This window comes from Deinococcus radiopugnans ATCC 19172 (assembly GCF_006335125.1).
GTDB classification, from domain to species: Bacteria; Deinococcota; Deinococci; order Deinococcales; family Deinococcaceae; genus Deinococcus; species Deinococcus radiopugnans.
In genome coordinates this window covers 129270-154315 of the sequence record NZ_VDMO01000009.1, presented here as the reverse complement: position 1 = coordinate 154315, position 25046 = coordinate 129270, and the positions used below count along the sequence as shown (strand labels likewise).

Genomic DNA, 25046 nt, shown 5'->3' with positions numbered 1-25046 from the left:
CTACTGGCCCACGTACTGGATGCGCCAGACCTTGCCCGCGCCGTCGTCGCTCAGCAGCATCGCGCCGTCAGCGGCCACCACCGGATCCACCGGGCGCCCGCTGGCCTTGTCGTTTTTTAGAAAACCGGTCAGGAAGTCGGCCACCTTGCCGGATTTGGGATCGACGGTGATGACCTTGTAGCCGCTCTTCTCGCTGCGGTTCCAACTGCCGTGCAGCGCCACGAACATCTGACCGGCGTAGTTCTGCGGAAAGGTCTTGCCGGTGTAAAAGGCCAGCCCCAGCGGCGCGGAGTGCGCGGTGGTCAGGGCGAAGGCGGGGGTGGCGTCCTGGCACACGGAGGCGCTCTTCTTGCCGAAGTCCTTGTCCCAGACCTGGGGTTCCCCGGCCTTGGTGGTGTAGCAATACGGCCAGCCGAAGAAATCCCCGCTGTTCACCTTGTAGAAGCCCTCCGGCGGAATGTCGTCCCCCAGCTGGTCGCGTCCGTTGTTGGTGGAATACAGCTGACCGTCAAACCACTCGATGCCCACAGCGTTGCGCAGGCCGCTGGCGTACTGCTTGCCGTTTTTGCCGTCGGCATCGTACACCCAGATGGCGGCGCGCTTCGGATCACTCTCCTCGCAGACGTTGCACGAGCTTCCGGCAGACACATACATTTTCCCGTCCGGACCGAACTCGACGGTGCGGGTGGAGTGGCCGCCGCCACTGGGCAGATCGACGAGTTTTTCCGCCGCCCCAGTCGCTTTCAGGTCACCCGCCTTGAACGGGAAGCGCACCACACTGTCGGTGTTGGCAACGTACAGGTAACCGCCGTGGATGGCGAGGCCGTGCGGCTGGTTCAGGCCACTGGCGAACAGTTCCTTGCCGTCGGCCTCCCCATTCTTGTCGCGGTCCGGCAGCACGTAGACCTTGCCCGCCGAGGTGTCGCTGAGCAGCACGTCGCCATTGTCGGCCACCACCATCATGCGCGGTTTCTGGAAGCCCTCGGCGAAAGGCGTGACCTTGAAGCCCGCCGGAACGGTCAGGCCAGAGGTTTCGAGCGGTGGCTTCGCCGCGTCCCCGCCCGTCTGGGCGCAACCCGCGCAGGCCAGGGCCAGGGTGCCGATCAGCAGCAGTCTCTTCATCCTGACAGTCCAGCATCCGGTCATGAGGGCGCGGGGTCAGGCAGCTTAAGGGTGGGCAGGGCCCCGTGCCGCCCGCGTTAAGGCGTGTCGGTGGGCAGGTAGTCGAACCGTGCCCCCAGCGTTTCGAGGTGGCGAAAGAACAGCGGGTAACTCTTGCGAATGTGGTGCGCGCCGGTGATGCGGATGGGCGCGTCGGCTTTCAACCCCAGCAGGGTCAGCAGCATGATCATGCGGTGATCGCCGTGCCCGTCGGCGGTGACGCCCCCGGCAATGCGGGCGGCTCCGGTGACGCTCAGGCTGTCCGCCGTCTCTTCTGCGCCGATCCCCAGCCGCTGCAATTCGCGCCGGGTGTCGCTGATACGGTCACACTCCTTGAGCCGCAGCGTGGACACGTTTTCCCAGGTGGTGGTGCCCTGCGCCAGGGCGGCGGCGGCCGTCAGGGCCTGCACCGCGTCGGTAAAGCCGTCCCCGTCGCGGGTCACGGCGCAGAGCGGCTGGCCCCCATGCACGATCAGTGTGTCCCCCTCCCGCACGATGTCTGCGCCCATGTCGCGCAGCACGGCCACCGCCTCGCGCTCGCCCTGAAGATCGTGTTCTCGCAGGTTGTCCAGGCGGACCTCGCCGAGCAGCAAGGCCGCCGCTGCCAGAATCGCCGCCGAGCCGGGGTAGTCGCCAGGGACAGCGACACGTCCGGCCCGGTACGTCTGCCCGCCAGGAATGGAAACGCGGCTGAGGTCCTCGCTGGCGCTGTAACTCACGCCAAAGGCGCCCAGTGTGTCCAGGGTCTGGCGCAGCGGGGCGTGGCTCTTGATCTGCCCGGTCAGGCGCAGGTCCAGACCACGGGGCAGCAACGGCCCCAGGAAGATCAGGGCGCTGGCGTACTGGCTGGACCGCTCGGCACTGACCTCCACCATGCCGCCCTGAACCGGCCCACTGATGGTCACGGGCAGGCGTCCACCGTGGCTGTTCACGCGGGCGCCCAGGCGTTCCAGGGCCTCCAGCAGGTCCGCCTGAGGCCGTTTGCCCAACGAATCTGGGTAATCGGTGATGAGGGTGGTGTCTGTGGTCAGCGCCGCCACGCCCATCAGAAAGCGCGCCACCGCGCCCGCGTTGCCGGGGTTCAGGGTCACGCCCGCACGGGGGGACGCGCCAAAACCCCGGATCACCGCGTCCTCCCCCACCAGACTCACGCCCGCGCCCCAGGCTTCCAGGCAGCGCAGCATGGCCCCGGCGTCCTCGCTGGTGGCGACGCCCACCACGCGGGTCTCGCCCCCGGCCAGCGCCGCCGCCAGCAGGTAGCGGGTGGTGTAGTTCTTGCTGGGCTGGGCGCGCAGCTCGCCACTCAGGCCACGGGCCGGGTGAACCAGGACATCGAACGCTTCGGGCAGGCCGTCGGGACTCATGCGGCCCAGGCTAGCGCCGGGCAGGGGCAGGGGCGGGCAGGCTGTCTGGTGCAGGGACGGCGGGCTACAGCCGCAGGATCATGCCGCCCGCGATCAGTCCCGCCCCGGTGCCGACGAGCAGCAGCGTGTCGCCCGCCTTCACCCGCCCGGATGACCGCGCCTGATGCAGCGTCAGCGGCAGACTGGCGGCGATCACGTTGCCCAGGTGGGTCAGCGTCACCTCGGTGCGCTCGGCGGGCCAGCCATAGCGGCGCATCAGGTCCAGGCCCGCCGCGCTGGCCTGATGGGGAACGACGCGGTCAATGCCCGGCAGGCCGGTGCTGAGGCCGGGGCGCAGCCCTTCCAGAAAGTCGGGCACCACCTGCGAGGCCAGCCTCAGCACCGACAGGCCGTGCATGTCGAAGGTAAAGTCGTCCGGCACGGCGTCCGGGTGACGGGGGGTCAGCAGCGAGCCGCCGCCGCGAATACGGGTGTGGTCCGCGCCTTCCGGGTAGGTGGCGACGCGCATGGCGTGGACGCCCTGCCCCTCCCGTTCAGCGGGGCCGACGACCACCGCCGCCGCGCCGTCCCCGATCAGCAGCGCGCTTTCCGGCTGCCTGACATTGAGGCCGGGGCTGCCCGCCTCGCTGCTGATGATCAGCACGTGCCGCGCCTGCCCCGCGCCGATCAGCAGGGCGGCGTGGTTCAGCGCCAGCAGAAAGCTCAGGCAGGTGCCGTGCAGGCTGTAGGTGGCCGCGCCGCGCAGGCCTAGCTCGCGGGCCAGCAGCGCCGCGCCGTCGGGAATGGGCTGCAACTGGCTGCCGCTGGCGTTCAGCAGGGTATCGATCTGGGCGAGGTCCAGCCCCGCCGCCGCTACGGCCTCGCGCGCGGCCTGGGCGCCCAAGGTCAGGGCCGTTTCGTCGCCGGACAGCCAGCGGCGCTCGTGGACCCCGGTGCGCTTGACGGCCACCTCCGGCGCCACGCCGCACAGCGCGGCGGCCTCGGCGGTGGGCACGACGCGGGCGGGCAGGGCCTGGGCGGTGGACCGAACGTGCAGACCAAGCGGCTGATTCATGGCACTCCTCCCTTCCAGAGCCGTTGGACCCGGCGGCGTTTGACCCCCGGCGGCGTGGGGGCCAGCGGCCCGGCGATGACCCGCACCTGCGTGGCGTCTGCCCCGCTGCGCTCCAGCGCCCGGCGCACCTGGACACACGCCTCCGGCCGAGTCTCAGGGGTCAGGGGGTGCAGCATCACGCTCAGGTCCGCCGCCCCGGTCTGCTCCACCCGGTACTCGCGCAGGCCGGGCACGCGGTTCATCGCCCCGCGCAGGAAGTCGGGCCAGACCGTGACCCGCCCCGCGCCCCCCGGCAGGTTCAGCGCGTCGTCCTGCCGCCCGGCCACGCGCAGCACCCGGCGGGCCGCCAGGCCGCACGAACAGCCGTCCGAAAGCAGCAGCAGGTCATCCAGGCGGTGGCGGACCATCGGCTGGGTGGCGCGGCGCAGGTCGGTCAGGACCGGGCGCAGGTAGCCGTCCCCCACCGCCTCGAAATCGAAGTGGACATGCGCCTCGTTCAGATGCAGGTGGCCGTGCGGGCAGGGCAAGCCCAGCAGCCCCTCGGTGGCCTGATAGACCTGCACCACCGGGCCGAAGCCGCGTTCCAGCGCCGCCCGGTCATCGTCCTCCAGCACCTCGGCCACGCTGACCACCCTTTCTGGCTGCGCCGTGGCCCCGGCGTCCAGTAGCGCACGCAGCACGCTGGGCGGGCCGATCAGCAACGTGGGTTGATCGGCGCTCAGCTCGGCGGCCAGTTCGTCCAGCGGGCGCAGCAGGTCCAGAAAGCGGAAGTCCAGCCGCGCGCTGCCCACGCTGCGGTACAGCCCGCCGTCGGCCCGCAGCAGGAAGGCGACACGCTGCTTTCTGAGCAGCCCCAGCGGAAAACCGGGCAGCAGATGACGCAGCACCACCCCCGCCCACTGCAAACGCTCGGCGCGCGACACCACGAACGCGCCCGCGTTGCCGCCCGTTCCGCTGGACAGCCCCACCGTGACCGGGCCGCGCGGGGTGGGCAGCGTGGGCGTGAAGTCGCGGGTGTCCTCGGCGCGGCGGGCGACGGCCAGCACGTCGCTCAGGCGCAGGTCAGCGGTATTCAGGGTGTCGAAGGCGGCCATCATCCCGGCCTTGTCCACGGGGGGCAACTCGCGCCACTGCGACAGCGCCAGCCCCGCGTCCAGAAAACGCCGGGCCGTGAAGGGGCTGTGCGCGGCCACCCAGCGCAGATGCGCCCGCGCCTGCCGGTCCTGGTGCCGCCGCAGCGCCGCGCGGTCCCGGAACATCAGGCGGCCCTCACCCAGCGCGTGGCCCAGCACGGTCAGGCGGTCCAGACGCTCAGCCATGTCCAGGCTCCGGCGCGTCGTGGCTGACGATCACGCGGGCGCGGGGATGGGCGGCCAGCCATTCGCGCAACTGCCCGGCACTGCGGCGCTCGGCGGCGGCGTCGTCGAACACCACGCGGGCCAGCGGGTGCACCTCGCGTCCCTCACGCAAGGCCCGTACGCTCCAGGCGGCGTCGGCGGCCAGCAGACTCAGGCCGGTGCCGTCGCCGTCCAGCGCGGCGTCCGGGGTGGTGCGGACGATCAAGGCGATCATCCCTGGCGCGTGACCCGGCACCTGCACCGCGGAGGCGCTGCCGTCCTCGAACACGTCGGCGGCCAGCGGAAACGGCGACAGGCCGGGCGGGGCAGGCTGGAAGTCGAGCGGCTGAACACGGGCCTCGAAATCACCGGGCAGCAGTTCGGGCATGAACGCCTTGCGGATGGCGGTCATACCGTGCAAATGCCGCAGCGGCGCGTAGGCCTCCGGGTTCAGATGAAAGCGCGCCGCCGTGAAATCGCGCAGGCCCCCCACGTGATCGGCGTGCAGGTGGGACACGATCACGTTCTCCACCTCCTCGGCCGCGAAGCCCAGGCGGGCCAGTTGCGACCGCGCCGTCTCCCGCGCGTCCAGCCGCACCGGGGTCAACAGGCCGTACAGCACGCCGGGCCAGCGCCGCATGGCGGCTGGCACCCGCGCCGAGTACCCGGTGTCGAACAGCACCGGGCCGTGCGTGGGGTGAAGCAACAGCGTAAAACCCGCCGGGTACGTCTGAACCCGCCACGCTGCGCCGCGTTCGGTCAGCGCCGACAGGTTCAGGCATTCACCCGCCGCCAGCGGAACCACGCGCAGGTGGGTCATGACCGCACCGCCGCCAGCACCTGGGCCAGCCCCTGCGCCGGGTGAACCACGGGCGCATAACCCAGCCGCGTGCGGGCATGGGTCAGGTCCAGGCTCATGGGGCGGGTGAGCAGCCGCACCCCGCTGGCGGTCAGCGCCGGCTCGGGCCGCGCAGGGTGCAGGCGGGCGGCCAGTTCCAGTACACGGGCCATGTTCTCGACGACGCGCGCCGGAACGTAGCGGCCCGGACGGGCCACCCCCAGCGCGTCGGCCAGCGCGTCCAGCGTGGCCCAGATCGGAACCGGCACGCCGTCGGTGACGTTATAGAGGCCGGGCGCAGGACGCTCCAGCGCCAGCCGTGCAGCGTGGGCCACGTTACGGACGTGCGTCAGTTCGGTGTGGACCTCGCCGCGCACCAGCTGGGGCAGACGGCCCGCACGCAGCGCCCGCGCCAGCCGGGGAATGATCGACGTGTCGCCGATGCCGTAAATCCCGCGCGGGCGCAGGAGGGTGGCTTCCGGATGGGCCTGCGTGACCTCCAGTTCGGCCAGATACTTGCTGCGGGCGTACAGAGTGTCGAAGCGCGGGCCGATCGGCGTGGTTTCCGGCACCTGATGCGAGAGGCGCGTGGCGTTGTACACGCTGGGCGTGCTGATGTGCACCAGCCGCAGCCCACGCACCGCGCAGGCCCGCGCCACCTCCCGGCTGACCGTGACGTTGTCGGCCACGAAGTCGGGCCAGCGGCCCCAAAGGGTAGAGCGGGCGGCGGCGTGCAGCACGGCGTCGGTGTTGTCCAGTGCGGGCCGCCAGTCGGCAGGAACGCGCAAGTCGGCCCGCACGAAGCCAATCCCCCCGGCCTCCAGCGCCGCCCCCTTTGTTGCGTCCCGGCCCAGACCGGTGACCGTGTGGCCGCACCGCACCAGTTCACGGGCGGTGGCGCCGCCCAGAAAACCCGTCGCGCCCGTCACCAGGATTCGCATGGGCTCAGCGTAATAGGGGGATCTGCCGGGCAGGGCCGGATTGGTACGCCGTTCAAGCGTTCAGGCAGGGCGTACCCTCTCAAGCGGTCCCGTCAGGCGGCCACAGGGCCGCGTTATACGCCGCCGACCCACCGCGCGCGATGCTGAGGGTGCGCCACTGCGGCCCGCGCAGGGTCTTGACCAGCAGGATCAGCTGGTAGACATGCCCGCTGTAGTGCGCCACCTGCCGCTGAATGGCTTCCAGCACGGTGTGGGTCTCGCCCCGGATGGTCAGCGGGCGGGTCAGATCGTCGGGGCTCAGGTGGTCCAGCGCGTCCAGAAAGACCTGCCACCCGTCGTCCCAGAGCTTCATGAGGGTGACTCCGTCCAGGGCGCCCTCCTCGAACTCCGCGTCCCGGTTGCGCCCCGCACTCTCGCCCTCGGTGCCCGCGCGGTAGCCGCCGCGCAGCGCCCCCCAGCGCGAGTGCATGTTGCCGGCCAGATGCTGAATCAGCACGGCGGCGGAGTTGCCGTCCTGCGCCAGCGGCGTATGCCACTCGCTGGCCTGAAGCTGTGCCAGCGCGCCGTCACCCAGCGCCCGCACCCCGCGCATCCGGCCGCGCACGTCCGACAGGTACAGATCAGCCACCCTCTGGGCGGTCACTGAACCCGCCTCAGCGTCAGTGGGTAACGAACGCCGTTGACGCGCAGGCTGCCGTCAAACAGCCCGCCCCGCACCTGCCCGCTCAGAAAGGCGTCGGACTTGAACGTGACCCCGCTGATCCCGAAGCCCAGGATGCCCGCGTTCAAGCGGGGCGCGTTGCCCGGCGTGACCTGGGCCGACAGTTCCGCCGCGTCGCCAGCGGGCAGCAGCGTTCCAGCGGCCTCAAAGCGGTCCCCACTGCTGAGGTTGGCCAGCGTGCCGCTCAGGGCGTGACTCACGGGATCGACGGTAAAGATCAGGCGGTACTGCTGGACGGTCAGCAGCACCCGCGCCGAACCCTCCCAGACCTGCACCGGCTGGGGCCGCACGGCTGGCGCACAGGCCCCCAGAAGCAGCGGCAGCAGCAATGCCCGTCTCAAGTGCCCTGCTCCCAGGCCAGTCCCAGGCCCAGCAGGCGGTCATCCTCGCCGTGCCGCCCGATCAGCTGCACCCCGACAGACGGGGCGGCCGTGGGCAGCGACACGGTGGGCACGCCCAGCAGGCTGAACGGCGCCGTCAGTCTGAGGACAGCGCGGCGCAGCGGCAGAACGCCCTCCCCTACCGTCACCTCGTCCTGACCGATCAACGGCGGCGGGGTGGGTACGGCGGGAGCCAACAGCACGTCGAAAGCCATGAAAACTCCATTCAGCAGCCACGCATAGTCAGTGCGGCGGTCAAAGGCCTGCTGCACCTCCGCTTCCGTGAGGGCCGCCCCCTGACGCAAAGCCGAGAGCGTGAACGGCTGGAAGCCGGGATCAGCCTGCTGCAACGCCTCGGCGTGGACCTGGGCCGCCTCGCTCAGGACGATGGGCGAGTAGGCGTCCAGCATCTCCGGCAGGTGAACGGGCGTGACCTCAGCTCCACGGCGCTCCAGATCGGCGGCGAAAGCCAGTGTCGCGTCCCGCACCGCATCGTCGGTCCAGCCTTCGGGCAACCACAGGCCCACGCGCACGCCTGTCCAGCCCTGCGGCTGAATTGGCCGCCCGGTGAGCGCTGCCTGCACCCGCGTGATGGTGGCAAGATTACGCGCCAGCGGCCCGGCGTGGTCACAGGTCCACGACAGCGGCAGCGCTCCCTGCGTGCTCCAGTCCGGGTGGCCCTTGGTGGGCTTGTAGCCGGCCACGCCGCACCACGCCGCCGGAACGCGGATGCTGCCGCCCGTGTCCGTGCCCAGCGCGAAATCCACCTGTTCCAGCGCCACGCTCACCGCCGCGCCGCTGCTGCTGCCGCCAGGGACGCGCTGGGCATCAAAAGGATGGGTGGTGCTGCCGTAGCCGTTCAGGCCGGTGATGCCCAGCGCCACCTCGTGCAGGTGGGTCTTGCCCACCGCAGAGGCCCCCAGCTCCAGCAGGCGGCGCACCAGCACGCTCTCCCCCACCTCGGGCACGGGCGCGCGCGTGCTGGCGGTCAGCGGCCAACCGGGAACGCCGAACAGATCCTTGACGCTGAAGGTCAGGCCCGAGAGCGGGCCGCCAGCGGCACCCGCCAGAGGTTCGGCAGGACGGTAGGCCCAGGCCCGCTGGGGGTCCGAAAAATCTGGAGGGGAAGACATGGAGACAGAGTAGAGCCTGAGAGTGGGGGCAGCCCGGTCTCGCCCAATATCTGCTGCTCCTACCGAGCACAAGAAAAGCCTCCTCCCACACCCGAGGGAGGAGACCAAAGAGCAGGCTGTCAGCCCAGGCGTTTGGCCGCCCGATCCGACAGCACGTCCACCAGATGGGCGCGGTACTCGGCGCTGGCGAAGCGGTCTCCCAGCATGTCCGCGCCCTCGACAAGGCCCGTTCCGGCATCCTGCCCGGCATTCAGGCGTTCTTCGAGTTTGGGCAGCCGCGCGGCCTTCTCTGCCGCCCCGGTGTAGGCCGCGCGAATCTGGCCGTCCGCATGGCGGGCCATCGCTACGCCCACAATCGCGTAATGGCTGGCCGGGTGGCGGTATTTCTCGTACACGCTGGCGGTAATGCCCTTGGGAATGCGGATGTGCGTCAGCAGTTCGCCATGTTCCACCGCGCTCTCGAACATGCCCAGGAACATCTCGTCCGCGCCCACGGTACGCTCGCCGCCCATGCCGCGAATGACGAACTCCGCCCCCGTCGCCAGGGCCGCCGCCGGGTAATCCGCGCTGGGATCGGCGTGGGCCAGCGAGCCGCCGATGGTGCCCCGGTTGCGAACCATCGGATCGCCCACCCAGCCCGCCACTTCGGGAAACAGCGGAAGCTGGCTACGCAGCACGTCAGCGTGCGTGGTCATCGCGCCCACCACGTAGAAGTCGCCCTCTTCCTTGATGCCCTTGAGTTCTTCCAGACCGAAGATGTCCAGCAGCGCGGGCGGCTGCGCCAGCCGCAGTTTCATGGCGGGCAACAGCGAATGCCCCCCGGCAATGATCTTGAGTTCAGGATTGTCGGCCATCGCCTTGAGGGCGTCGTCCACGCTGGCGGCTTTTTGGTAGTCGAAATGGGCTGGATACATGGTTGCCTCCCTTTGGTCGGCAGTACGCGGGAGGCGGTACGTGGTACGCAGTGAAAGACCGCGCACCGCACCCCGCGTACCGCACACTCGTTCAATCGTCCGCGGCCTGCCCCATCCCTGCACGCGAATCCCGGATGGCCTTCCAGACCTTCTCGGCGGTGTAGGGCATGTCCATATGCTCGATACCGCACTCGTGCCACAGGGCGTCCAGCACGGCGTTGGCGACGGCGGAGCTGCTGGCAATCGTGCCGGACTCGCCGATGCCCTTCACGCCCAGCGGGTTGTGCGGGCTGGGGGTCACGGTGTGGTCAATCTGGTACATCGGCAGATCGTCGGCGCGCGGCATGGTGTATTCCATGTACGACGCGGCCAGCAGGTTGCCCTCCTCGTCGTATGCGCCCTCCTCCCACAGGGCCTGGCCCGCACCCTGGGCGATGCCGCCGTGAACCTGCCCCTCCACGATCAGGGGGTTGATCAGAGGCCCGCAGTCGTCCACGCAGCCGTAGTTGCGCAGGTCTACCTTGCCGGTGTCGGTGTCGATCTCCACCACGGCCATGTGCGTGCCGAAGGGGTAGACGAAGTTCTTGGGATCGTAGAAGGCGGTGGCCTCCAGCCCCGGCTCCATGCCGTCGGGCAGGCTGTGGGCCAGGTGGGCCATCAGCGCCACGTCGAAGAAGGTCTTGGACTGATCCGGCGCGCCCTTGATGCGGAAGACGCCGTTCTCGTGCTCCACGTCCTCCTCGGAGGCTTCCAGCAGGTGTGCGGCGATCTTCTTGGCCTTGGCGGTGATCTTCTGCAACGCGACTTTCAGGGCGCTGCCCCCCACCGCCGCCGAGCGGCTGCCGTAGGTGCCCCAGCCGTAGGGCATCCGGCCCGTGTCACCGTGAACGAGGTCAATGTCCTCAATCGGAATCTGAAGCTCGTCGGCGGCGATCTGCGGGAAGGCCGTTTCGTGGCCCTGCCCGTGGCTGTGCGAGCCGGTGAACAGCTCCACCTTGCCGGTGGGGTACACGCGCACCAGGCTGGATTCCCACTGCCCGGCCTGTGCGCCGAGCTGGCCCACCAGCGCGGACGGCGCGAGGCCGCAGGCTTCCACGTAGCTGATCACGCTGACGCCCAGAATCTTGTTGCTGCCTTTCATTTTTTCCTGCTCGGCGCGCAACTCCTGGTACTTCATCATGTTGAGGGCCATGTCCAGCGCGGGTTCGTAATTGCCGCTGTCGTAGACCAGGGCCACCGGGGTCTGGTACGGAAAATCCTCGGGCTGGATGAAGTTCTTGCGGCGGAACTCGGCGGGGTCTTCCCCGATGGCGTGGGCCATCGCGTCCACGGTGCGCTCGATGGCGTAGGTGGCCTCCGGGCGGCCTGCGCCCCGGTAGGCGTCCACCGGCACGGTGTTGGTCATCACGCCCTGCACCTTGACGTGGACGGCGGGCAGCTTGTACACGCCGTTGCAGAGGGTGCCGTACAGGTAGGTGGGCACGGCGGGCGCGAACAGCGTTTGATACGCGCCCAGGTTCGCCAACGTGTTGACGCGGAAGGCCAGCATCTTGCCGTTCTCGTCCACCGCCATCTCGGTCTCGGTCTCGTGATCGCGGCCCTGCATGTCGCTGACGAACGCCTCGCTGCGCCGCGCCGTCCACTTGACCGGGCGCCCCGTCAGGCGGGCGGCCAGCAGCATGATGACCTCTTCCTGATACTGGAAGATCTTGGAGCCGAAACCCCCGCCCACGTCCGGGCTAATGACGCGCAGCTTGTGTTCAGGGATGTTCATGACGAACGCGGCCAGAATCAGGCGGTGAATGTGTGGGTTCTGCGAGGTGGTGTACAGCAGGTACTCGCCGCTGGCCGGAGTGAACTGCGCGAGGGACGCACGCGGCTCGATGGCGTTGGGGATCAGGCGCTGGTTGGTCAGCTTGAGCTTGACCGTCTTGTGGGCGCGGTTGAACCCCTCCTGCACGGCCACCGAATCGCCGATTTCCCAGTTGAAGGCCACGTTGCCCGGCACGTCGTCGTGAACGACGGGTGCGCCCTCGGCAATGGCCGCGCCCGCAAACGCCACCGAAGGCAGCGGCTCGTAATCCACTTCCAGCATCGAGGCGGCGTCCTCTGCCAGCGCGCGGTTCTCGGCGATCACGACGGCCACGATGTCGCCCACATGGTTGGCTTCCGTCAATGCAATCGCCGGGTGCGCGGGCGTCTTGAGTTCCGGGAGCAGCCAGCCCACCGGAATGCTGCCGATGCCCGCATCGACGATGTCCTGCCCGGTCAGCACGGCCACCACACCGGGCATCTCGGTGACACTTTCCTTGTTGATGCCGTTGATCTTCGCATGCGGGTACGGGCTGCGCACCATTGCGGCGTGCAGCATGCCCGGCAACACGATGTCATCGGTGTAGTTGCCCGCGCCGGTGATGAACCGCGGGTCTTCCTTGCGCTTGAGGGCCTGGCCGACGTACTTGTCGGTGCGGGATTCGTTGGCGTTGTCGGTCATCTTGTTGCCTCCAGGGGGAGGCGGTGCGCGGCGCGCGGTGCGCGGTCAACCCTCTTGTCCCGCGTCCTGCGTCCTGCGAACCGCGTACTCAGTCGTCTGCGGCCTGCCCGCCCTGCTCCGCGCCGCCGGCCATGATCTCCGCCGCGTGCTGCACGGCCTTGACGATGTTGTGGTAGCCGGTGCAGCGGCAGTAGTTGCCTTCCAGGTGGTAGCGGATCTCTTCCTCGCTGGGGTTGGCGTTGTGCTTGAGCAGTTCCGCGCTCGCCATGATCATGCCGGGGGTACAGAAGCCGCATTGCAATCCGTGCTTTTCCCAGAAACCGGTCTGGAGGGGGTGCAACTCGCCGGGCGTGCCCAGGCCCTCGATGGTCTTGACGTCCATACCGTCGGCCTGCACGGCCAGCACGGTGCAGCTCTTGACCGCCTCGCCGTCAATATGCACGGTGCAGGCCCCGCACTGGCTGGTGTCGCAGCCGACGTGGGTGCCGGTCAGCAGCAGATCCTCGCGCAGAAAATGGACGAGGAGGGTGCGCGGCTCCACATCGCGGGTGTAGGGTTTGCCGTTGACGTTCACTGTCACGTTCATGGGTGCCTCCTGAACTGGGATGACCGGGCTCTGAAGATCGGGTGCACTGAACCCCGCACCTCCACCCCGGACGCGGCGGTCTGAAAGAAGAAAAAGGACGCACGCCGGATGACGTCTCGTCTGGATTGTCTGACCGTTCATATTCAAGCACACAACAGCCGGCCTGAGCTGTAGGCCAGCCCTCAGCCCAGGGCACAGCCGGAGCGGCGCGCGTCCAAGACCCCGCCCTGCCCGGAACTTCGCATGATCTGCGTGCGGAGTGACCGTCCCACAACCGGGCCTGTGCATGCTCAGACAACGGTTGCCAAGGGTACAGCCTGGCGTCAGAGACGGTGTACACTGGGCCAAAGCTGGTTTGCTGTCCAGCACTTCAATCGTGAATTCGTTCACAGGAGCATGACGATGAAAACCCTGATCCTCGGTGCCGGTTATGCAGGTCTGGCCGTCGCCACCAAAATGAAGCCCCACCCTGGTCTGGAAGCCCTGCTGGTCGAGCAGAACGCCTTCCACACCTTCGAAACCCGTCTGCACGAGGCCGCCGCGCACAACACCCGCGTCACCCTGCCACTGGCCCCGCTGCTGCGCGGCACTGGCGTGGAGCTGGAGCAGGCCAGCGTGGAAGGCGTCAACCTCGACGAGCGCGAGGTCACGCTGAAAGACGGGCGCGTGCTGACCTACGACACCCTGGTGGTGGGCCTGGGCAGCGTGACCAACTTCTACCGGATTCCCGGCTTGGCCGAGAACGCCAGCGAACTCAAGCAGCTGAGTGACGCCGACGAGATCTTCAACTTCGTCAACCGGGCCTACAGCGGCGAGTTCAAGGGCGTGCGCGACATCGTGGTGGGCGGCGCGGGCCTGACCGGCGTGGAACTGGTCACCGAACTGGCCCAGCGCGCCGAACTGCTGAGCAAGGCGCGCGGCCTGCCCCCCATGAACATCTATCTGGTGGAGGCCGGCCCCAAGATCCTGCCGGTGCTGGACGACGCCCTGCGCGGCAAGGCCCAGCGCACGCTGGAGGACTACGGCATCCACGTCATGACCGGCCACCGCCTGATGCAGGCCACCGCCGACACCGTGACCGTGCAGACGCCCGACGAGGAGCAGAAGATCATTCCGGCCGGCAAGATCATCTGGACGGGCGGCATCCAGGCCCGCGACATCCTGAAGGGTGAGCGGCTGGAGAAAGGCCCCGGCGGACGCGTGGCCGTGGACGATCGGCTGCGCGCCAAGGGTTACCCCGAAGTGTTCGTGATCGGCGACATGGGTCTGGCGCTGAACCAGGAAGGCAAGCCGGTGCCCACCACCGCCCAGCACGCCGGGCAGCAGGGCCGCCTGACGGGCAAGAACATCATGCGCCTGGCGAAGGGCGAGGACACCGAGCCCTACGAACCCACCACCCTGGGCGAGTTCGTGTCGCTGGGCGGGCTGATGGCCGTGGGCTGGATGAAGCTGCCGTGGAACCAGAAGCTCGCCATCACTGGCGGTATCGCTCACGTCATGAAGCGGGCGTCGGAGTGGCGCTGGCGGGCCAGCATCGACTGAATCAGGAGCAAAAAAAGGGCCGAAGGCGTGAGCTTCCGGCCCTTTTTCAGTTCAGCGCTCCGGCCCAGTGGTTCAGCTCAGTGTCGCAGCCAGGGAAAGCCCCAGGGATCGGCCTGGGCCAGCGCGTCCACCCGCGCCGCGTCGTGCAGGCGGACGGACAGCGGGAAGTCGGCAGGCGTCACGGGCACGCTCCACAGCGGCTCCACCGCCTGCGAACCCACCCAATGTGGCTCCAGCACCCGGCCCAGACCGGGCCAATCGTAGGGCGGCATCTGCTTGAAACCGTTGGCAGGCAGCACGTAGATGACGCCGGGGGCCAGCAATTCACGCGGATCACTGCCACCCGACTCACGCGACGCGAGGGACAGGAAATACTGCGTCGGTGACCAGCCCACGTCCGTCTCCAGGCGTAGGGCCATGTTCAGAATGCGCTGCACCTTCGTCCTGTCGCGCAGCGCGTACATCATGGCCCACAATCCATCCGAGGCGGCAAAAACGCCGGTGCGCTTGCTGAAGTCGTCGGGGCTGCGGTCAAACGGCGTGCGCGGCTCGAAGCGGGTGATTCCCGGCTGTTGAGAGCCATGAAGCAGATACCCCTGCTCGGTCAGCCACTGGAGAAACAGCCAGCGAGGCACGCCTTCGGGCAACTGGTACAGATCACGCGCCGCCCAGGCTGCGGCGAACGCGGCCAGATCGGAGGCGGTCAGCGCATGGTCTGGGGCCTGGAGCATCCACGGGCGCATGAGGCCAGGATAACGGCACGGGGAAGGCGTTTTGAGGCCACCGCTGGACGGGGCTGCCTACACTCGGAATACATGGCAGACTTCCGGAACCAGGAGCGCAGTCTGGGTCAGACCCGCACCGACTGGGCCGAGCGGCGCACTGCGCTGGCCTCCGAGCGCACCTTTGCCGCCTGGGGCCGCACCGCGCTGTCGTGCATTGGCGTGGGTTTGGCCGCCACCCAGTTGTTCGGCGATCTGGAGCCGCGCTGGCTGCTGCGCGTGCTGACCGTGGGGCTGGTGGCCCTGGGCGTGCTGGTGCTGGCCTTCGGCTTTCACAGCTACCGCAAGTCGGCCCGCGATCTGGAAAGCAGCGGGGAACACACGCTGTCGTTGTGGTGGATCGGCGCTTTTGCGGTGGTGCTGAGCGCTCTGGGCATTGCCGGCCTCTTTCTAGTGTGGTGACGGCCCAGCCGCCGACTACCCAGACAGACTGGGCTTGACAAATCCGGTACCCAGACGGTCTATGTAGACAGACATAGCTATGTAGGGGCGGCAGCCGTGCGGGACGCCACGCGGCCAACGCTCCATGACATTTCCGGAGGCTCCATGAATCCTGACTTGCTGCGCGGCAACCTCGATCTGATCCTGCTGACCATTCTGGAGCGGCAACCCCTGTACGGCTTCGCCATCATCCAGGAGGCGCGGACGCGGACGGACGGCTATTTCGAGTTCAAGGAGGGCAGCCTCTACCCCGCGCTGCACCGGCTGGAGCAGGAGGGGCTGCTCTCGGCCCAGGCGGGCGAACTGGGCCGCAACGGCAAGCCGCGCAAGTATTACGCGATCACCGACGCCGGGCAGCAGATGCTGGCGGTCAAACGCGCCGAGTTCGCCAGCTTCACCGGGGCCGTGAACCGGCTGGGCACCCCATGACCGCCGCCATTACGGAGCTCACGCCCGCCGCCCGCGCCTACCTGCGCCGCGCCACCTGGGGCCTGCCCAGAGAAAAGCAGCGGGAAGTCTGGGATGAACTGGAAGAACACCTGCTGACCCGCGCCGCGCAGCTTCAGGCGTGCGGCGCGGCCCCACCCGAAGCCCTTGCCCGCGCGCTGGCCGAGCTGGGTTCGCCCGCCCGCGTCAGCGCCGGAATGACCGGAGTGTACCTTATGCCCAAATTGATCTTGATGGCGGGTGCTGGCGCGTTGGCGCTGAGTGCCGCGCTGTACGCGTTGGCTGGGGGACGCGAAACGGCGCAGCTGCCTATGGTTACCAATCTCCCGATGCCTGTCTGCGAGCGCACTGAGCCCAAGAACGTGACGGGAACGATGATCAGCAACTGGAAAAATACCGTGTGCTATTTCCCCACCTCCTCGCCCAAACCGTTGCTGGTGCCAGGATTATCGGGGCCAGAACCTCTGGTGAGCTTGGATACTGTTGAACGAATGATCCATCTGCTTGATGGGAAAACGCGCTTGCAGCCCAATGGGGTTCTGGAAATATCCTTCCCCCTCTCCGAAGATATTGTGCGGGCGAGCTTCCGCGTTACGACGCGCTTTGAAGGCCAATCCTATTTCCCTGCTCAGTCTTTAATCTGGCCCAGCAGCTCTAAACGCCAGATACTCAGCGGTTACCAACAGCCAACGCTTCGCATTGAACAGCAGGTTTTCGCCATGAGCGGTACCCACAGTCCCCAAGCTGGAGCTGATTTTTACAACCGCCTCTCACCCCGCCTGGTTTCAAATCTGGAACCTGGAGCCTACACGACTGACGGGATGACTGGGGCAAGAAGCCATCCCATTCAGACGGCTCTGAAAGCAGACGATGTGGTGTTGACCGTGATCCACAGTCACGACAACTTCTACCTGACACATTACGCTCCGGTCTCCTCGACTGGTAGCGTGAACATCAAGGTCAACTCGGCTCGCCTTCAGTTTATCTCCAGCTTCCGCCAGCTCCAGCAGAAAAGGGCTGATGGCCGCACCCCTGCCCTCCTCATCCGCGTCACCAATGTCCCCCTCAACAAGCTCAAATCCGGAATCTTCGTTCCTGCCAGAACCACGTCCGACGCGAATTGACCCCTACTCCAGACCCGCCCACTCCTCCAGCAGGTAGCGCAGGCGAGTCTGGGCGTTGTCCTGGCTGCCGTACACGCTGCGCAGCACCTCGCCGCCGGGAGCGAAGGCCAGCCAGTGCGGCGTGCCCTCGGTCTGCCACGCGCGGGCCAGATCGCCGGACACGTCCAGGGCAACGGGCAACGGCAGGCGGGCAAAGTCGCGGGCAAACTTGATCAGCGTCGGCTCCACCTCGGCGCGAGAAAGAAGGCGGTGGCCCTGGCTGGTGTGGACGGCCAGCAGGTTGACCCGCGTCCCGAATTCGGCGTGCAGCCCCTTGAGAAAGGGAATGCCGCGCGACACGCAGCCCGCGCATTCCAGGTTGAAGGTCATCACCACGCCGGGGCGCGTCCAGTCGGCGGGGGGCGGCAGCGGTTCGCCGTAAACGAAGTCAGCGGGTTCAGGCCAGTCCATGCAAAAGAGGCTAGCGTGCCCAACCTCCGCCGTATCCTGTGCGCATGAAACGCGCCTTCCTGCTGGCCGTCGCCCTCGCCGCCTCTGCCCTGACCGTTGCCGGGGCCACCACCGTCGCCGAGGTCAAGAAAAAGGGCGTGCTGGTGCTGGGCACCGATCCCACCTTCGCCCCCTTCGAGTTCAAGGACAGCGCCGGGCAGATCACCGGCTTCGATGTCGACATCGCGCGGGCGGTGGCGAAGGATCTGGGGGTCAAGCTCCAGATTCAGGCGGTGGGCTTTGGGGCGCTGATGCCGCAGTCGGTCACGTCCGGACGGGTGGACATGGCGATGAGTGCCATCACGATCACGGCGGAGCGGGCCAAGGTGGTGTCGTTCAGCAACCCGTATTACCGCAGCGCCCAGGTCTTTATCGTCAAGGGCGGCAACCCCCAGAAATTCAGCTGGCCGGCCGACGTCAAGGGCAAAACCATTGGTGTGCAGGCCAACACCACCGGGCAATACGTGGCCGACGACGTGCTCAAGCCGGGGGGCGCGACGCTCAAGGTCTACGACGACTTCGCGGCGGGGCTGGCCGACGTGCGGGCCGGGCGGATCGTGGCCCTGATCGGGGACGCCCCCACCGTGACAGACCTGCAAAAGCGGCTGCCGGGGCAGTTCCAGCAGGCGGGCAAGGATCTGGCCGCCGAGGACTACGGCATGGTCTTTGCGCGGGGCAGCGATCTGGCCGCCGCCGCCAACAAGACGCTGGCCCGCCTGAAGGCCAGCGGCGAGTACCAGAAGCTGCTGGACAAGTGGATCGTGCAGAAGTAGGACTGCCCGGCTGGTGCGCGCTCCCTGCAAAGACCGTCACCGGGAAAGCGAACTCCCGGTGACGGCCCTGTCGTGCTTGAGCGTCGGTCCAGCGCTAGAGCAGTTGTCCGAATGACAGCATCAGAAAAGAAGACTTCTGATGCCTCCATTCTCTCCTTCGGAGCTGTATCAGTCCCAACTACTCGTTAAAATTCACTCACTCTCTGCAAGCTGTGCCAATCCGTTCGGTCAAAAGGAAACAGCTCTTTTGACAACTGCTCTAGAACGCCACCTGTGCCTGAAGCTCCTGCACGGTGCGGAAGGTGGTCTGGTTGCTGCCCGCACCCGAGTTGACCAGCCAGCCCGACGCGTTGACCTGCGCCAGAACGTTGGCACTGGCGTCGATGTTCAGTTCCAGCACGTTCCAGCCCGGCTTGGCATTGACCGCCACCGTGACCGGCAATTCAGGAATCTGCGCCATGTTCAGGACGGCGGCGCAGTTCACCGTGCCGCGTAGCTGGGTCAGACTGTCGCTGTACAGCCACACGCGGGCATTGACGCGGCGGCTGAGCAGCCCGGATTTGCTGCCCGTGATCGCGCTGGTCTGACGGCGTCCCGCGCTGTCTCTGGCATCCAGGGTCATGATCGCATAGGCCTGGGCCTCTGAAGCGCTGCTCTGCACACTTCCGCTGCAGCCCAGTTTATCGGTGATTCCGGCAGCCGACAGAACGCTGGTGGCCAGCTCGGCTTCAGGGGGCAGCGTCAGGGTGAATGACCCATCACTATGCACGCTGGATGAGACGCCCGGCAGGCCCGGCACCGCCACCCGGCCTTCCCCCTGCCAGCCGGACACCTTACCGTTCAGCGTCTCCACGGTGGGCTGATCGGACGCTTGAGGCGTCGCGGCCCCCCCGCAGGCCACCAACGCCAGCGACATACCGCCCATCAACCCCCACTTCGCCCAGACTGACCTGATCATGCTGTTCACGCTGCACAGCTTAACTGACCCCTCCTGACTGGCCTCTGACAGAAAAGCGGCGTTGGCGCGGCATTTGTCACAAACGAGGGAGCAGAGGACGGCTCAGCCCGGCTGGTTGCCCGCCACGTAGAAGATCAGGCCGATCAGCAGCAGATCAAAGGCCCAGCTGGCCGGGCGCCGCAGCCGCTCGTCCTGACGCGAGCGCAGGAATTGCACCCCCAGCCGCAGCAGCAGCAGGCCCGCGATCAGGTACGGGCTGGGCGGCGGCCCCCCGGTGATCAGCGGAATCAGCAGCAACACCGCCAGAAGGCCCAGCAGGGCGAAACTGAAGAGCGTCAGTGGACCGGGCGTGGGGCGAGGACCGGTCATCATTCTTCAGTCGAGAGGTCCTGAAGAGCTGTGTCCTGAGCTGGCGCGTTCTGCACCGGCGCTTCCCCACCCTTCACCGCCACCTTCTTGGCCCTGGGCTTGCGGGGCTTGGGCGCAGGCCTGGCCTCGGCAGGTGGGCCGTCCGCACTCTCTTCTGCGGCCGCTTTGGGCTTGCGCGTCCGTTTGGGCTTGGCGGGTTCCGCCCCCTCTGCGCCCACGTCCGCTTCGACTTTGGGTTTCTTCGCGCGGCTGGCCCTGGGCTTGGCCGCTTTGGGCGCGGCCGGCCCCACGTCAACCCCACCCGCATTCTCCGAACCTGCCGCCTGTCCTTCCGCCGACGCCGCTTGCGACGCTTCAGCCTGCGACGACTCTGCCACCCTGCGGCTGGCCCGCGCCGTCAGGGTCCGGGTGAATTCCAGCTCCACCGGCGCGGACTGCAGCTCAGGGCTCAGGTCAGATGCGGCCGCCCCGCCGGCCAGCCGTCCCTCGGCAGTCAGTTCAGGGGTGGGGGCCTCACTCTGGCCTTCCCCCCCTGCACCGGCGTCCGCTTCCGGCATGGCTGGCCCACCCACCCATTCGCTCCCGGCGGCCGACTCCCCTGCGGGCATGGGGGCGCGGTCCTCCTCCGGCTGGATCAGGCAGGCCTCGGCGGCGTTGGCCCGCGCGTCCCCGGCGTCCTTTGGCGTGGATGCGTCGCCCTCCCCCTCGTGCCCGGCGGCTTCAGACTGACCCTCGGCCAGTCCGGTCACGTCCGCAATCCCGGCCACGGCCTCGGGCGGCAGAAACGATACCGGCTCCAGCACCAGCACGCTGTTGGGCGGCAGGTTCAGGCGCAGGTGGTGGGTCTGGCCGTTCCAGCCGATCTCCTTGGCGCTCAGGTCCGGCTGCTGGGTGCCGAAGCCGCCGTATTCACCGTCGTCGGTGGACAGCAGCAGGCGGTAATCGCCGCCCTGCGGCACGCCGATGGGGTACAGGTCGCGGTACACCGGAGTCAGGTTGGCGACGGTCAGGCTCCAGGCGTTGCTGTTCGGGTCACGCCGCAGGTAGGCGTAGACGCTGTGTTCTGCGTCGTCGGCGCTGACCCACAGCATGCCCTCTTCTCGGGTGTCGGCCACGTGCCAGTCGGGGCGGGCGCGGTACAGGTCATTCAACCGGCGCACCAGATTCATGATGCCGCGGTGGTCCGGCTGATCGGCCATGTACCACGGCAGTTCGGTGTCGTGGTTCCACTCGGTGGACTGCCCGAACTCCTGGCCCATGAACAGCAGTTTCTTGCCGGGGGTGGTCCACATCATCGCCAGGAAGGCGCGGTACTGGGCGCGCTGGGCGTACCACTCGCCGGGCATCTTCATGACCATGCTCTTTTTCAGGTGGACCACTTCGTCGTGGCTGATCGCCAGCACGTAGTTCTCGCTGGTGCGGTACACGTTGAAAAAGGTCAGGGCGTGGTGGTGGTGCGCGCGCCACAGCGGGTCTTCCTGAAAGTACCCCAGGTTGTCGTTCATCCAGCCCATCGCCCACTTGTAGTCGAAGCCCAGGCCGAAGGGAGCCGGGGTGGTCACGCCGGCAAAGGAAGTGCTTTCCTCGGCGATCATCATCACGCCGGGGGCCATGTGGTGCGTGACCTCGTTCAGGCGCTTGAGGAAGGCGATGGCCTCGAGATTCTCGCGCCCGCCGTGAATATTGGGCAGCCACTCGGTGCGCGAGAAGTCCAGGTACAGCATAGAGGCCACCGCGTCCACCCGCAGGCCGTCTACGTGGAAGTCCTGCAGCCACTTGACCGCGCTGCCGATCAGGAACATCACCACCTCATTGCGGCCGTAATCGAAGATCAAGGTGTTCCAATCCTGATGAAAGCCCTTGCGGGGGTCGGCGTACTCGAACAGCGGGCCGCCGTCGAAGTTTGCCAGTCCCGCCGGATCGGTGGGGAAATGGCCCGGCACCCAGTCCAGAATGACGCCGATGCCCTTGCCGTGCAGGTGGTCCACCAGATATTTGAAGTCCTCCGGGTTGCCCATGCGGCTGGTCGGCGCGTAGTACCCGGTGACCTGATAGCCCCACGAGCCGTCGAAGGGATGCTCCATGACGCCCAGCAGCTCGACGTGGGTGTAGCCCATGTACTGCAGATACTCGCCCAGACGGTGCGCCAGATCGCGGTAGTTCAGGAACCAGCCGTCGTCGCGCCGGCCCCAGCTGGGGGCGTGGCACTCGTAAATGCTGACGGGCCGGTCAAAGCCGGCCGAGCGGGCCTTCATCCATTCGTCGTCGTTCCACCCGTAGGGCTGGTCCCAGACGATGCTGCCGGTGGCCGGGCGCGTCTCGAAGTACGTGCCGTAAGGGTCCATCTTGTCCTGGGTCTGGCCGTGCTGGCCGGTGATCCGGAACTTGTAGCGCTGGCCGTGGCAGGCGCCCGGCACAAACACGCCCCAGCACCCGAAATCCAGGCGGTGCATGGCATTGTCGAACCCGTTCCAGCCGTTGAAATCGCCCACCACGCTGACGTGGGTGGCGTTGGGAGCCCACACCGCGAAGCGCACCCCCTCCACACCGTTCTCGGTGGTGGGGTGCGCGCCCAGCAGGTGATCGGGCCGGACCAGATCAGCCGTCGCCAGCTTCTGGAGATGTTCGTGATCGAGGGGAAGCGGGGAAGTCATGCCCGGAGTCTAACGGGGTCCGGTGAACGCAACCGGGGGCGGTCCAGACGATCACGGGGCCGCCGCCCTGGAAATTCGCGTCCCCAACGGCAAATCCGGCGCTCTAGCTCAAACCTTCACGATCCAGCCGTCCGGCGCCGGCACGTCGCCGTACTGGATGCCCACCAGTTCGTCGTACAACCGGCGGGTCACCGGGCCGGCCTCGGTCTCGCTGTGGAAGACGTGGAAAGTGTCGCCGTACTGGATGCCGCCGATGGGGGTGATCACGGCGGCGGTGCCGCACGCGCCCGCCTCGGTGTAATCGCCGAGCCTGTCGATGTACACGTCGCCTTCCTCAACGGACATGTTCAGGCGGTGTTCGGCCAGCCACAGCAGGCTGTACTTGGTGATGCTCTCCAGAATGCTGGGCGACTTCGGGGTCACGAAACGCCTGTCGCGCGTGATGGCGAAGAAGTTGGCCGCCCCCACCTCCTCGATCTTGGTGTGGGTCTCGGGGTCCAGGTAGATGGCGTCGGCGAAGTGGTGGCCGTCGATCACGGTCTCCTTGGCCTGCTGGCCGGGCATCAGGCTGGCCGCGTAGTTGCCGCCCACCTTGGCCGCCCCGGTGCCGTGCGGCGCGGCGCGGTCATAGCCCGACACCAGGAAGTTCTGCGGGGTCAGGCCGCCCTTGAAGTACGGCCCCACCGGCACGCAGAAGACGCCGAAGATGAACTCCGGGGCCGCCCGCACGCCGATGTTGTCGCCCACGCCGATCACGTAGGGGCGCAGGTACAGCGAGCCGCCGGTGCCGTAGGGCGGGATAAAGCGCTCGTTGGCCCGGACCACCTGCGTGACCGCGTCGATGAACTGCTCGTCGCTGATCTCGGGCATCAGCACGCGGCGGCAACTGCGGCGCATGCGGGCGGCGTTCTGGTCCGGACGGAAGATGTTAATGCTGCCGTCCTTGCAGCGGTACGCCTTGAGGCCCTCGAAGCACTGCTGGCCGTAATGGATCGCGGTGCTGCCCTCGGCGATGTGCAGCACGTTGTCCTCGGTCAGGGTGCCGGCGTCCCACGCGCCGTCTTTCCAGTGCGACAGGTAGCGCAGGTCCGTGCGGATGTAGCTGAAGCCGAGGTTCGCCCAGTCGATGTTCGGGACGTCTTTGGAGGCGGTGTGGGTCATGCCCCGATTGTCGCGCACTTGGGGCGCAGTTGGAAGGCGGCGCAGAGGCGCTTGCCACACCCCCTGGCCCGCTCCAGCGGACGGCCACACGAGCGCGATTGAGGCTCAAGCCCAGGCGCTAGCCCAGCACGTTTTGGCGGAAGCGCTCCAGCAGGGCCAGTCCCACCGCGCCGCTCTTTTCCGGGTGAAACTGCGTGGCGTGCAGGTTGCCCACGCTCAGGGCCGCCCAGAACGGCACGCCGTACTCGGCCAGCGCACCGTGTTCCACAGCAACTTCGGCGGGCACGTAGTAGCTGTGGACGAAGTAGGCGTAGGCCGGCCCGTTCAGTTCACGCAGCAGCGGAGATTCGCCCACCCGTTCCAGCGCGTTCCAGCCCATCTGCGGCACCTTGTGGCCCGGAGCGGCGACGAACTTGCGAACCGTACCCGGAATCAGGTTCAGACCCGGCGTCCCCGGCGCTTCCTCGGAGTCGCTCAGCAGCATCTGCATGCCCACGCAGATGCCCAGCAACGGCACCCCCGCCCGCGCCGCGTCCCTCACGGGGCCGTGAAAGCCGCCCGTGTCGAAGGCCTCCATCACCTGCCGGAAGTGGCCCTGCCCCGGCACCACCAGCGCGGAGGCGTGCGGCACATCCGCCGGATTGGCCGACACGCGCACCCTCATCCCGGCCCGCTCCAGCGCCTTGGCCGCGCTGCGGACGTTGCCCGCGCCGTAGTCCAGGAGGAGGACTTCGGGACGGTTCAGATCAGGCGCGCTCACAGGCTGCCCTTGGTGCTGGGCATCTGGGCCGAGGTCACAGCCACCGCGTCGCGCAGGGCACGGGCCAGCGCCTTGATGACCGCCTCGATGACGTGGTGGGCCTCGCGCCCGGCCAGCACCCGCACGTGCAGCGTCACGCCGCCGTGGTTGCAAAGGCCGCGCAGGAACTCGCGCAGGTGGTAGTGGGTCATGCCGCCCGCGTCGCCCCACACGTCCAGCGTCTCCGGCTCGAAGGCCAGATGGGCGCGGCCCGACAGGTCAATGACCGCGTGGGCCAGCGTCTCGTCCATCGGCACGAAGGCGCTGCCGTAGCGCTCAATGCCCCGGCGGTCCCCCAGTGCCTGCGACAGCGCCTGCCCCAGCGTGATCCCGGTGTCCTCGATCAGGTGGTGCGGCTCGATGTGCAGGTCCCCCGTGGCCGCCACACTCAGGCCCAGGCGGCCGTGGCGGGCCAGGGCGTCGAGCATGTGGTCAAAAAAGCCGTGCCCACTGTGTGACACGTCGTAAACGGTGGAATCGAGGTCCAGGCGCACCGTGATGTCGGTCTCGGCGGTTGTCCGGGTGACAGATGCGGTGCGCGGGGCGGGGGCCGTGGGACTCATGGCAAGGAGTGTAGAGGAACA

Annotated in this window: 24 protein-coding genes and 1 pseudogene; 5 read left to right on the top strand and 20 right to left on the bottom strand. The window is 67.8% G+C overall.

Going from position 1 to position 25046, the window contains the following annotated elements:
- The 12 genes from FHR04_RS10200 to FHR04_RS10145 form a co-directional block, all read right to left on the bottom strand.
- Nucleotides 1–1122 carry a PQQ-dependent sugar dehydrogenase gene (locus FHR04_RS10200; protein ID WP_139402948.1) on the bottom strand — a complete coding sequence of 374 codons (1122 nt, stop codon included), beginning with the start codon at nt 1120–1122 and terminating at the stop codon, nt 1–3.
- 77 nt (nt 1123–1199) lie between these two features.
- Complete coding sequence (gene aroA, locus FHR04_RS10195) at nt 1200–2525, bottom strand: 3-phosphoshikimate 1-carboxyvinyltransferase (RefSeq protein ID WP_139402946.1); 1326 nt, start codon at nt 2523–2525, stop codon at nt 1200–1202.
- 64 nt (nt 2526–2589) lie between these two features.
- Nucleotides 2590–3579 carry a 3-oxoacyl-ACP synthase III family protein gene (locus FHR04_RS10190; RefSeq protein ID WP_139402944.1) on the bottom strand — a complete coding sequence of 330 codons (990 nt, stop codon included), beginning with the start codon at nt 3577–3579 and terminating at the stop codon, nt 2590–2592.
- A complete protein-coding gene (locus tag FHR04_RS10185) occupies nt 3576–4898 on the bottom strand; it encodes a F390 synthetase-related protein (RefSeq protein WP_249039068.1) in 1323 nt (440 codons plus the stop codon). Before FHR04_RS10185 ends, FHR04_RS10190 begins: the two co-directional genes overlap by 4 nt.
- On the bottom strand, nt 4891–5736 hold the full coding sequence (locus FHR04_RS10180) for an MBL fold metallo-hydrolase (protein ID WP_139402937.1): 846 nt from the start codon (nt 5734–5736) through the stop codon (nt 4891–4893). The genes FHR04_RS10185 and FHR04_RS10180 overlap by 8 nt, the downstream gene beginning before the upstream one ends.
- Nucleotides 5733–6695: an NAD-dependent epimerase/dehydratase family protein gene (locus FHR04_RS10175; RefSeq protein ID WP_139402935.1), complete on the bottom strand. Its 963-nt coding sequence runs from the start codon at nt 6693–6695 to the stop codon at nt 5733–5735. The genes FHR04_RS10180 and FHR04_RS10175 overlap by 4 nt, the downstream gene beginning before the upstream one ends.
- A gap of 79 nt (nt 6696–6774) precedes the next feature.
- Complete coding sequence (locus FHR04_RS10170) at nt 6775–7338, bottom strand: DUF1572 family protein (protein ID WP_139402933.1); 564 nt, start codon at nt 7336–7338, stop codon at nt 6775–6777.
- A complete protein-coding gene (locus tag FHR04_RS10165; RefSeq protein WP_221265440.1) occupies nt 7335–7757 on the bottom strand; it encodes a hypothetical protein in 423 nt (140 codons plus the stop codon). Before FHR04_RS10165 ends, FHR04_RS10170 begins: the two co-directional genes overlap by 4 nt.
- On the bottom strand, nt 7754–8929 hold the full coding sequence (locus FHR04_RS10160) for an amidase (RefSeq protein WP_139402932.1): 1176 nt from the start codon (nt 8927–8929) through the stop codon (nt 7754–7756). Before FHR04_RS10160 ends, FHR04_RS10165 begins: the two co-directional genes overlap by 4 nt.
- Nucleotides 8930–9048: 119 nt before the next feature.
- Entirely contained in the window at nt 9049–9843 is a 795-nt protein-coding gene (locus tag FHR04_RS10155; RefSeq protein WP_139402930.1) for an FAD binding domain-containing protein, read from the bottom strand.
- A 91-nt stretch (nt 9844–9934) separates the two neighbouring features.
- Nucleotides 9935–12337: a xanthine dehydrogenase family protein molybdopterin-binding subunit gene (locus FHR04_RS10150; RefSeq protein ID WP_139402928.1), complete on the bottom strand. Its 2403-nt coding sequence runs from the start codon at nt 12335–12337 to the stop codon at nt 9935–9937.
- An 88-nt stretch (nt 12338–12425) separates the two neighbouring features.
- Nucleotides 12426–12923: a (2Fe-2S)-binding protein gene (locus tag FHR04_RS10145; protein ID WP_139402926.1), complete on the bottom strand. Its 498-nt coding sequence runs from the start codon at nt 12921–12923 to the stop codon at nt 12426–12428.
- 402 nt (nt 12924–13325) lie between these two features.
- On the opposite strand from FHR04_RS10145, the gene FHR04_RS10140 reads away from it, so the two are divergent.
- Entirely contained in the window at nt 13326–14465 is a 1140-nt protein-coding gene (locus tag FHR04_RS10140; RefSeq protein ID WP_139402924.1) for an NAD(P)/FAD-dependent oxidoreductase, read from the top strand.
- A 77-nt stretch (nt 14466–14542) separates the two neighbouring features.
- Here the strand turns inward: FHR04_RS10140 and FHR04_RS10135 are convergent, their stop codons facing one another.
- Nucleotides 14543–15208, bottom strand: a complete 666-nt coding sequence (locus FHR04_RS10135; protein ID WP_139402922.1) for a hypothetical protein — start codon at nt 15206–15208, stop codon at nt 14543–14545.
- A 72-nt stretch (nt 15209–15280) separates the two neighbouring features.
- Between FHR04_RS10135 and FHR04_RS10130 the strand changes: the two genes are divergently transcribed.
- From FHR04_RS10130 to FHR04_RS10120, 3 genes are all read left to right on the top strand, one after another.
- Nucleotides 15281–15649 (top strand): YidH family protein, encoded by a 369-nt coding sequence (locus FHR04_RS10130; protein ID WP_170213913.1) that lies wholly within the window; start codon nt 15281–15283, stop codon nt 15647–15649.
- A gap of 144 nt (nt 15650–15793) precedes the next feature.
- Entirely contained in the window at nt 15794–16117 is a 324-nt protein-coding gene (locus tag FHR04_RS10125; protein WP_139402919.1) for a PadR family transcriptional regulator, read from the top strand.
- Nucleotides 16114–17259, top strand: a complete 1146-nt coding sequence (locus FHR04_RS10120) for a permease prefix domain 1-containing protein (protein WP_139402917.1) — start codon at nt 16114–16116, stop codon at nt 17257–17259. Before FHR04_RS10125 ends, FHR04_RS10120 begins: the two co-directional genes overlap by 4 nt.
- 3 nt (nt 17260–17262) lie before the next feature.
- On the opposite strand, the gene FHR04_RS10115 is transcribed toward FHR04_RS10120, so the two are convergent.
- Nucleotides 17263–17709, bottom strand: coding sequence for a TlpA family protein disulfide reductase (locus tag FHR04_RS10115; RefSeq protein WP_139402915.1), 447 nt, complete (start codon nt 17707–17709; stop codon nt 17263–17265).
- A 44-nt stretch (nt 17710–17753) separates the two neighbouring features.
- Between FHR04_RS10115 and FHR04_RS10110 the strand changes: the two genes are divergently transcribed.
- Entirely contained in the window at nt 17754–18521 is a 768-nt protein-coding gene (locus FHR04_RS10110) for an ABC transporter substrate-binding protein (RefSeq protein WP_139402913.1), read from the top strand.
- A gap of 259 nt (nt 18522–18780) precedes the next feature.
- Here FHR04_RS10110 and FHR04_RS10105 read toward each other — a convergent pair whose 3' ends face one another.
- The 6 genes and pseudogenes from FHR04_RS10105 to hisB all read right to left on the bottom strand — a co-directional run bounded on the left by FHR04_RS10105 (nt 18781) and on the right by hisB (nt 25025).
- Nucleotides 18781–19479 (bottom strand): hypothetical protein, encoded by a 699-nt coding sequence (locus FHR04_RS10105; RefSeq protein ID WP_139402911.1) that lies wholly within the window; start codon nt 19477–19479, stop codon nt 18781–18783.
- A 102-nt stretch (nt 19480–19581) separates the two neighbouring features.
- On the bottom strand, nt 19582–19848 hold the full coding sequence (locus FHR04_RS10100) for a hypothetical protein (protein ID WP_039684307.1): 267 nt from the start codon (nt 19846–19848) through the stop codon (nt 19582–19584).
- Nucleotides 19849–20629: 781 nt separating this feature from the next.
- A pseudogene (locus FHR04_RS10095) lies at nt 20630–22502 on the bottom strand (1,4-alpha-glucan branching enzyme); the annotation flags it as partial.
- A gap of 108 nt (nt 22503–22610) precedes the next feature.
- Nucleotides 22611–23663 (bottom strand): branched-chain amino acid aminotransferase, encoded by a 1053-nt coding sequence (locus tag FHR04_RS10090; RefSeq protein ID WP_139402909.1) that lies wholly within the window; start codon nt 23661–23663, stop codon nt 22611–22613.
- Nucleotides 23664–23781: 118 nt separating this feature from the next.
- Entirely contained in the window at nt 23782–24423 is a 642-nt protein-coding gene (gene hisH, locus FHR04_RS10085) for an imidazole glycerol phosphate synthase subunit HisH (protein ID WP_139402907.1), read from the bottom strand.
- Nucleotides 24420–25025, bottom strand: a complete 606-nt coding sequence (hisB, locus tag FHR04_RS10080; protein ID WP_139402906.1) for an imidazoleglycerol-phosphate dehydratase HisB — start codon at nt 25023–25025, stop codon at nt 24420–24422. The genes hisH and hisB overlap by 4 nt, the downstream gene beginning before the upstream one ends.
- Nucleotides 25026–25046: the final 21 nt, after the last annotated feature.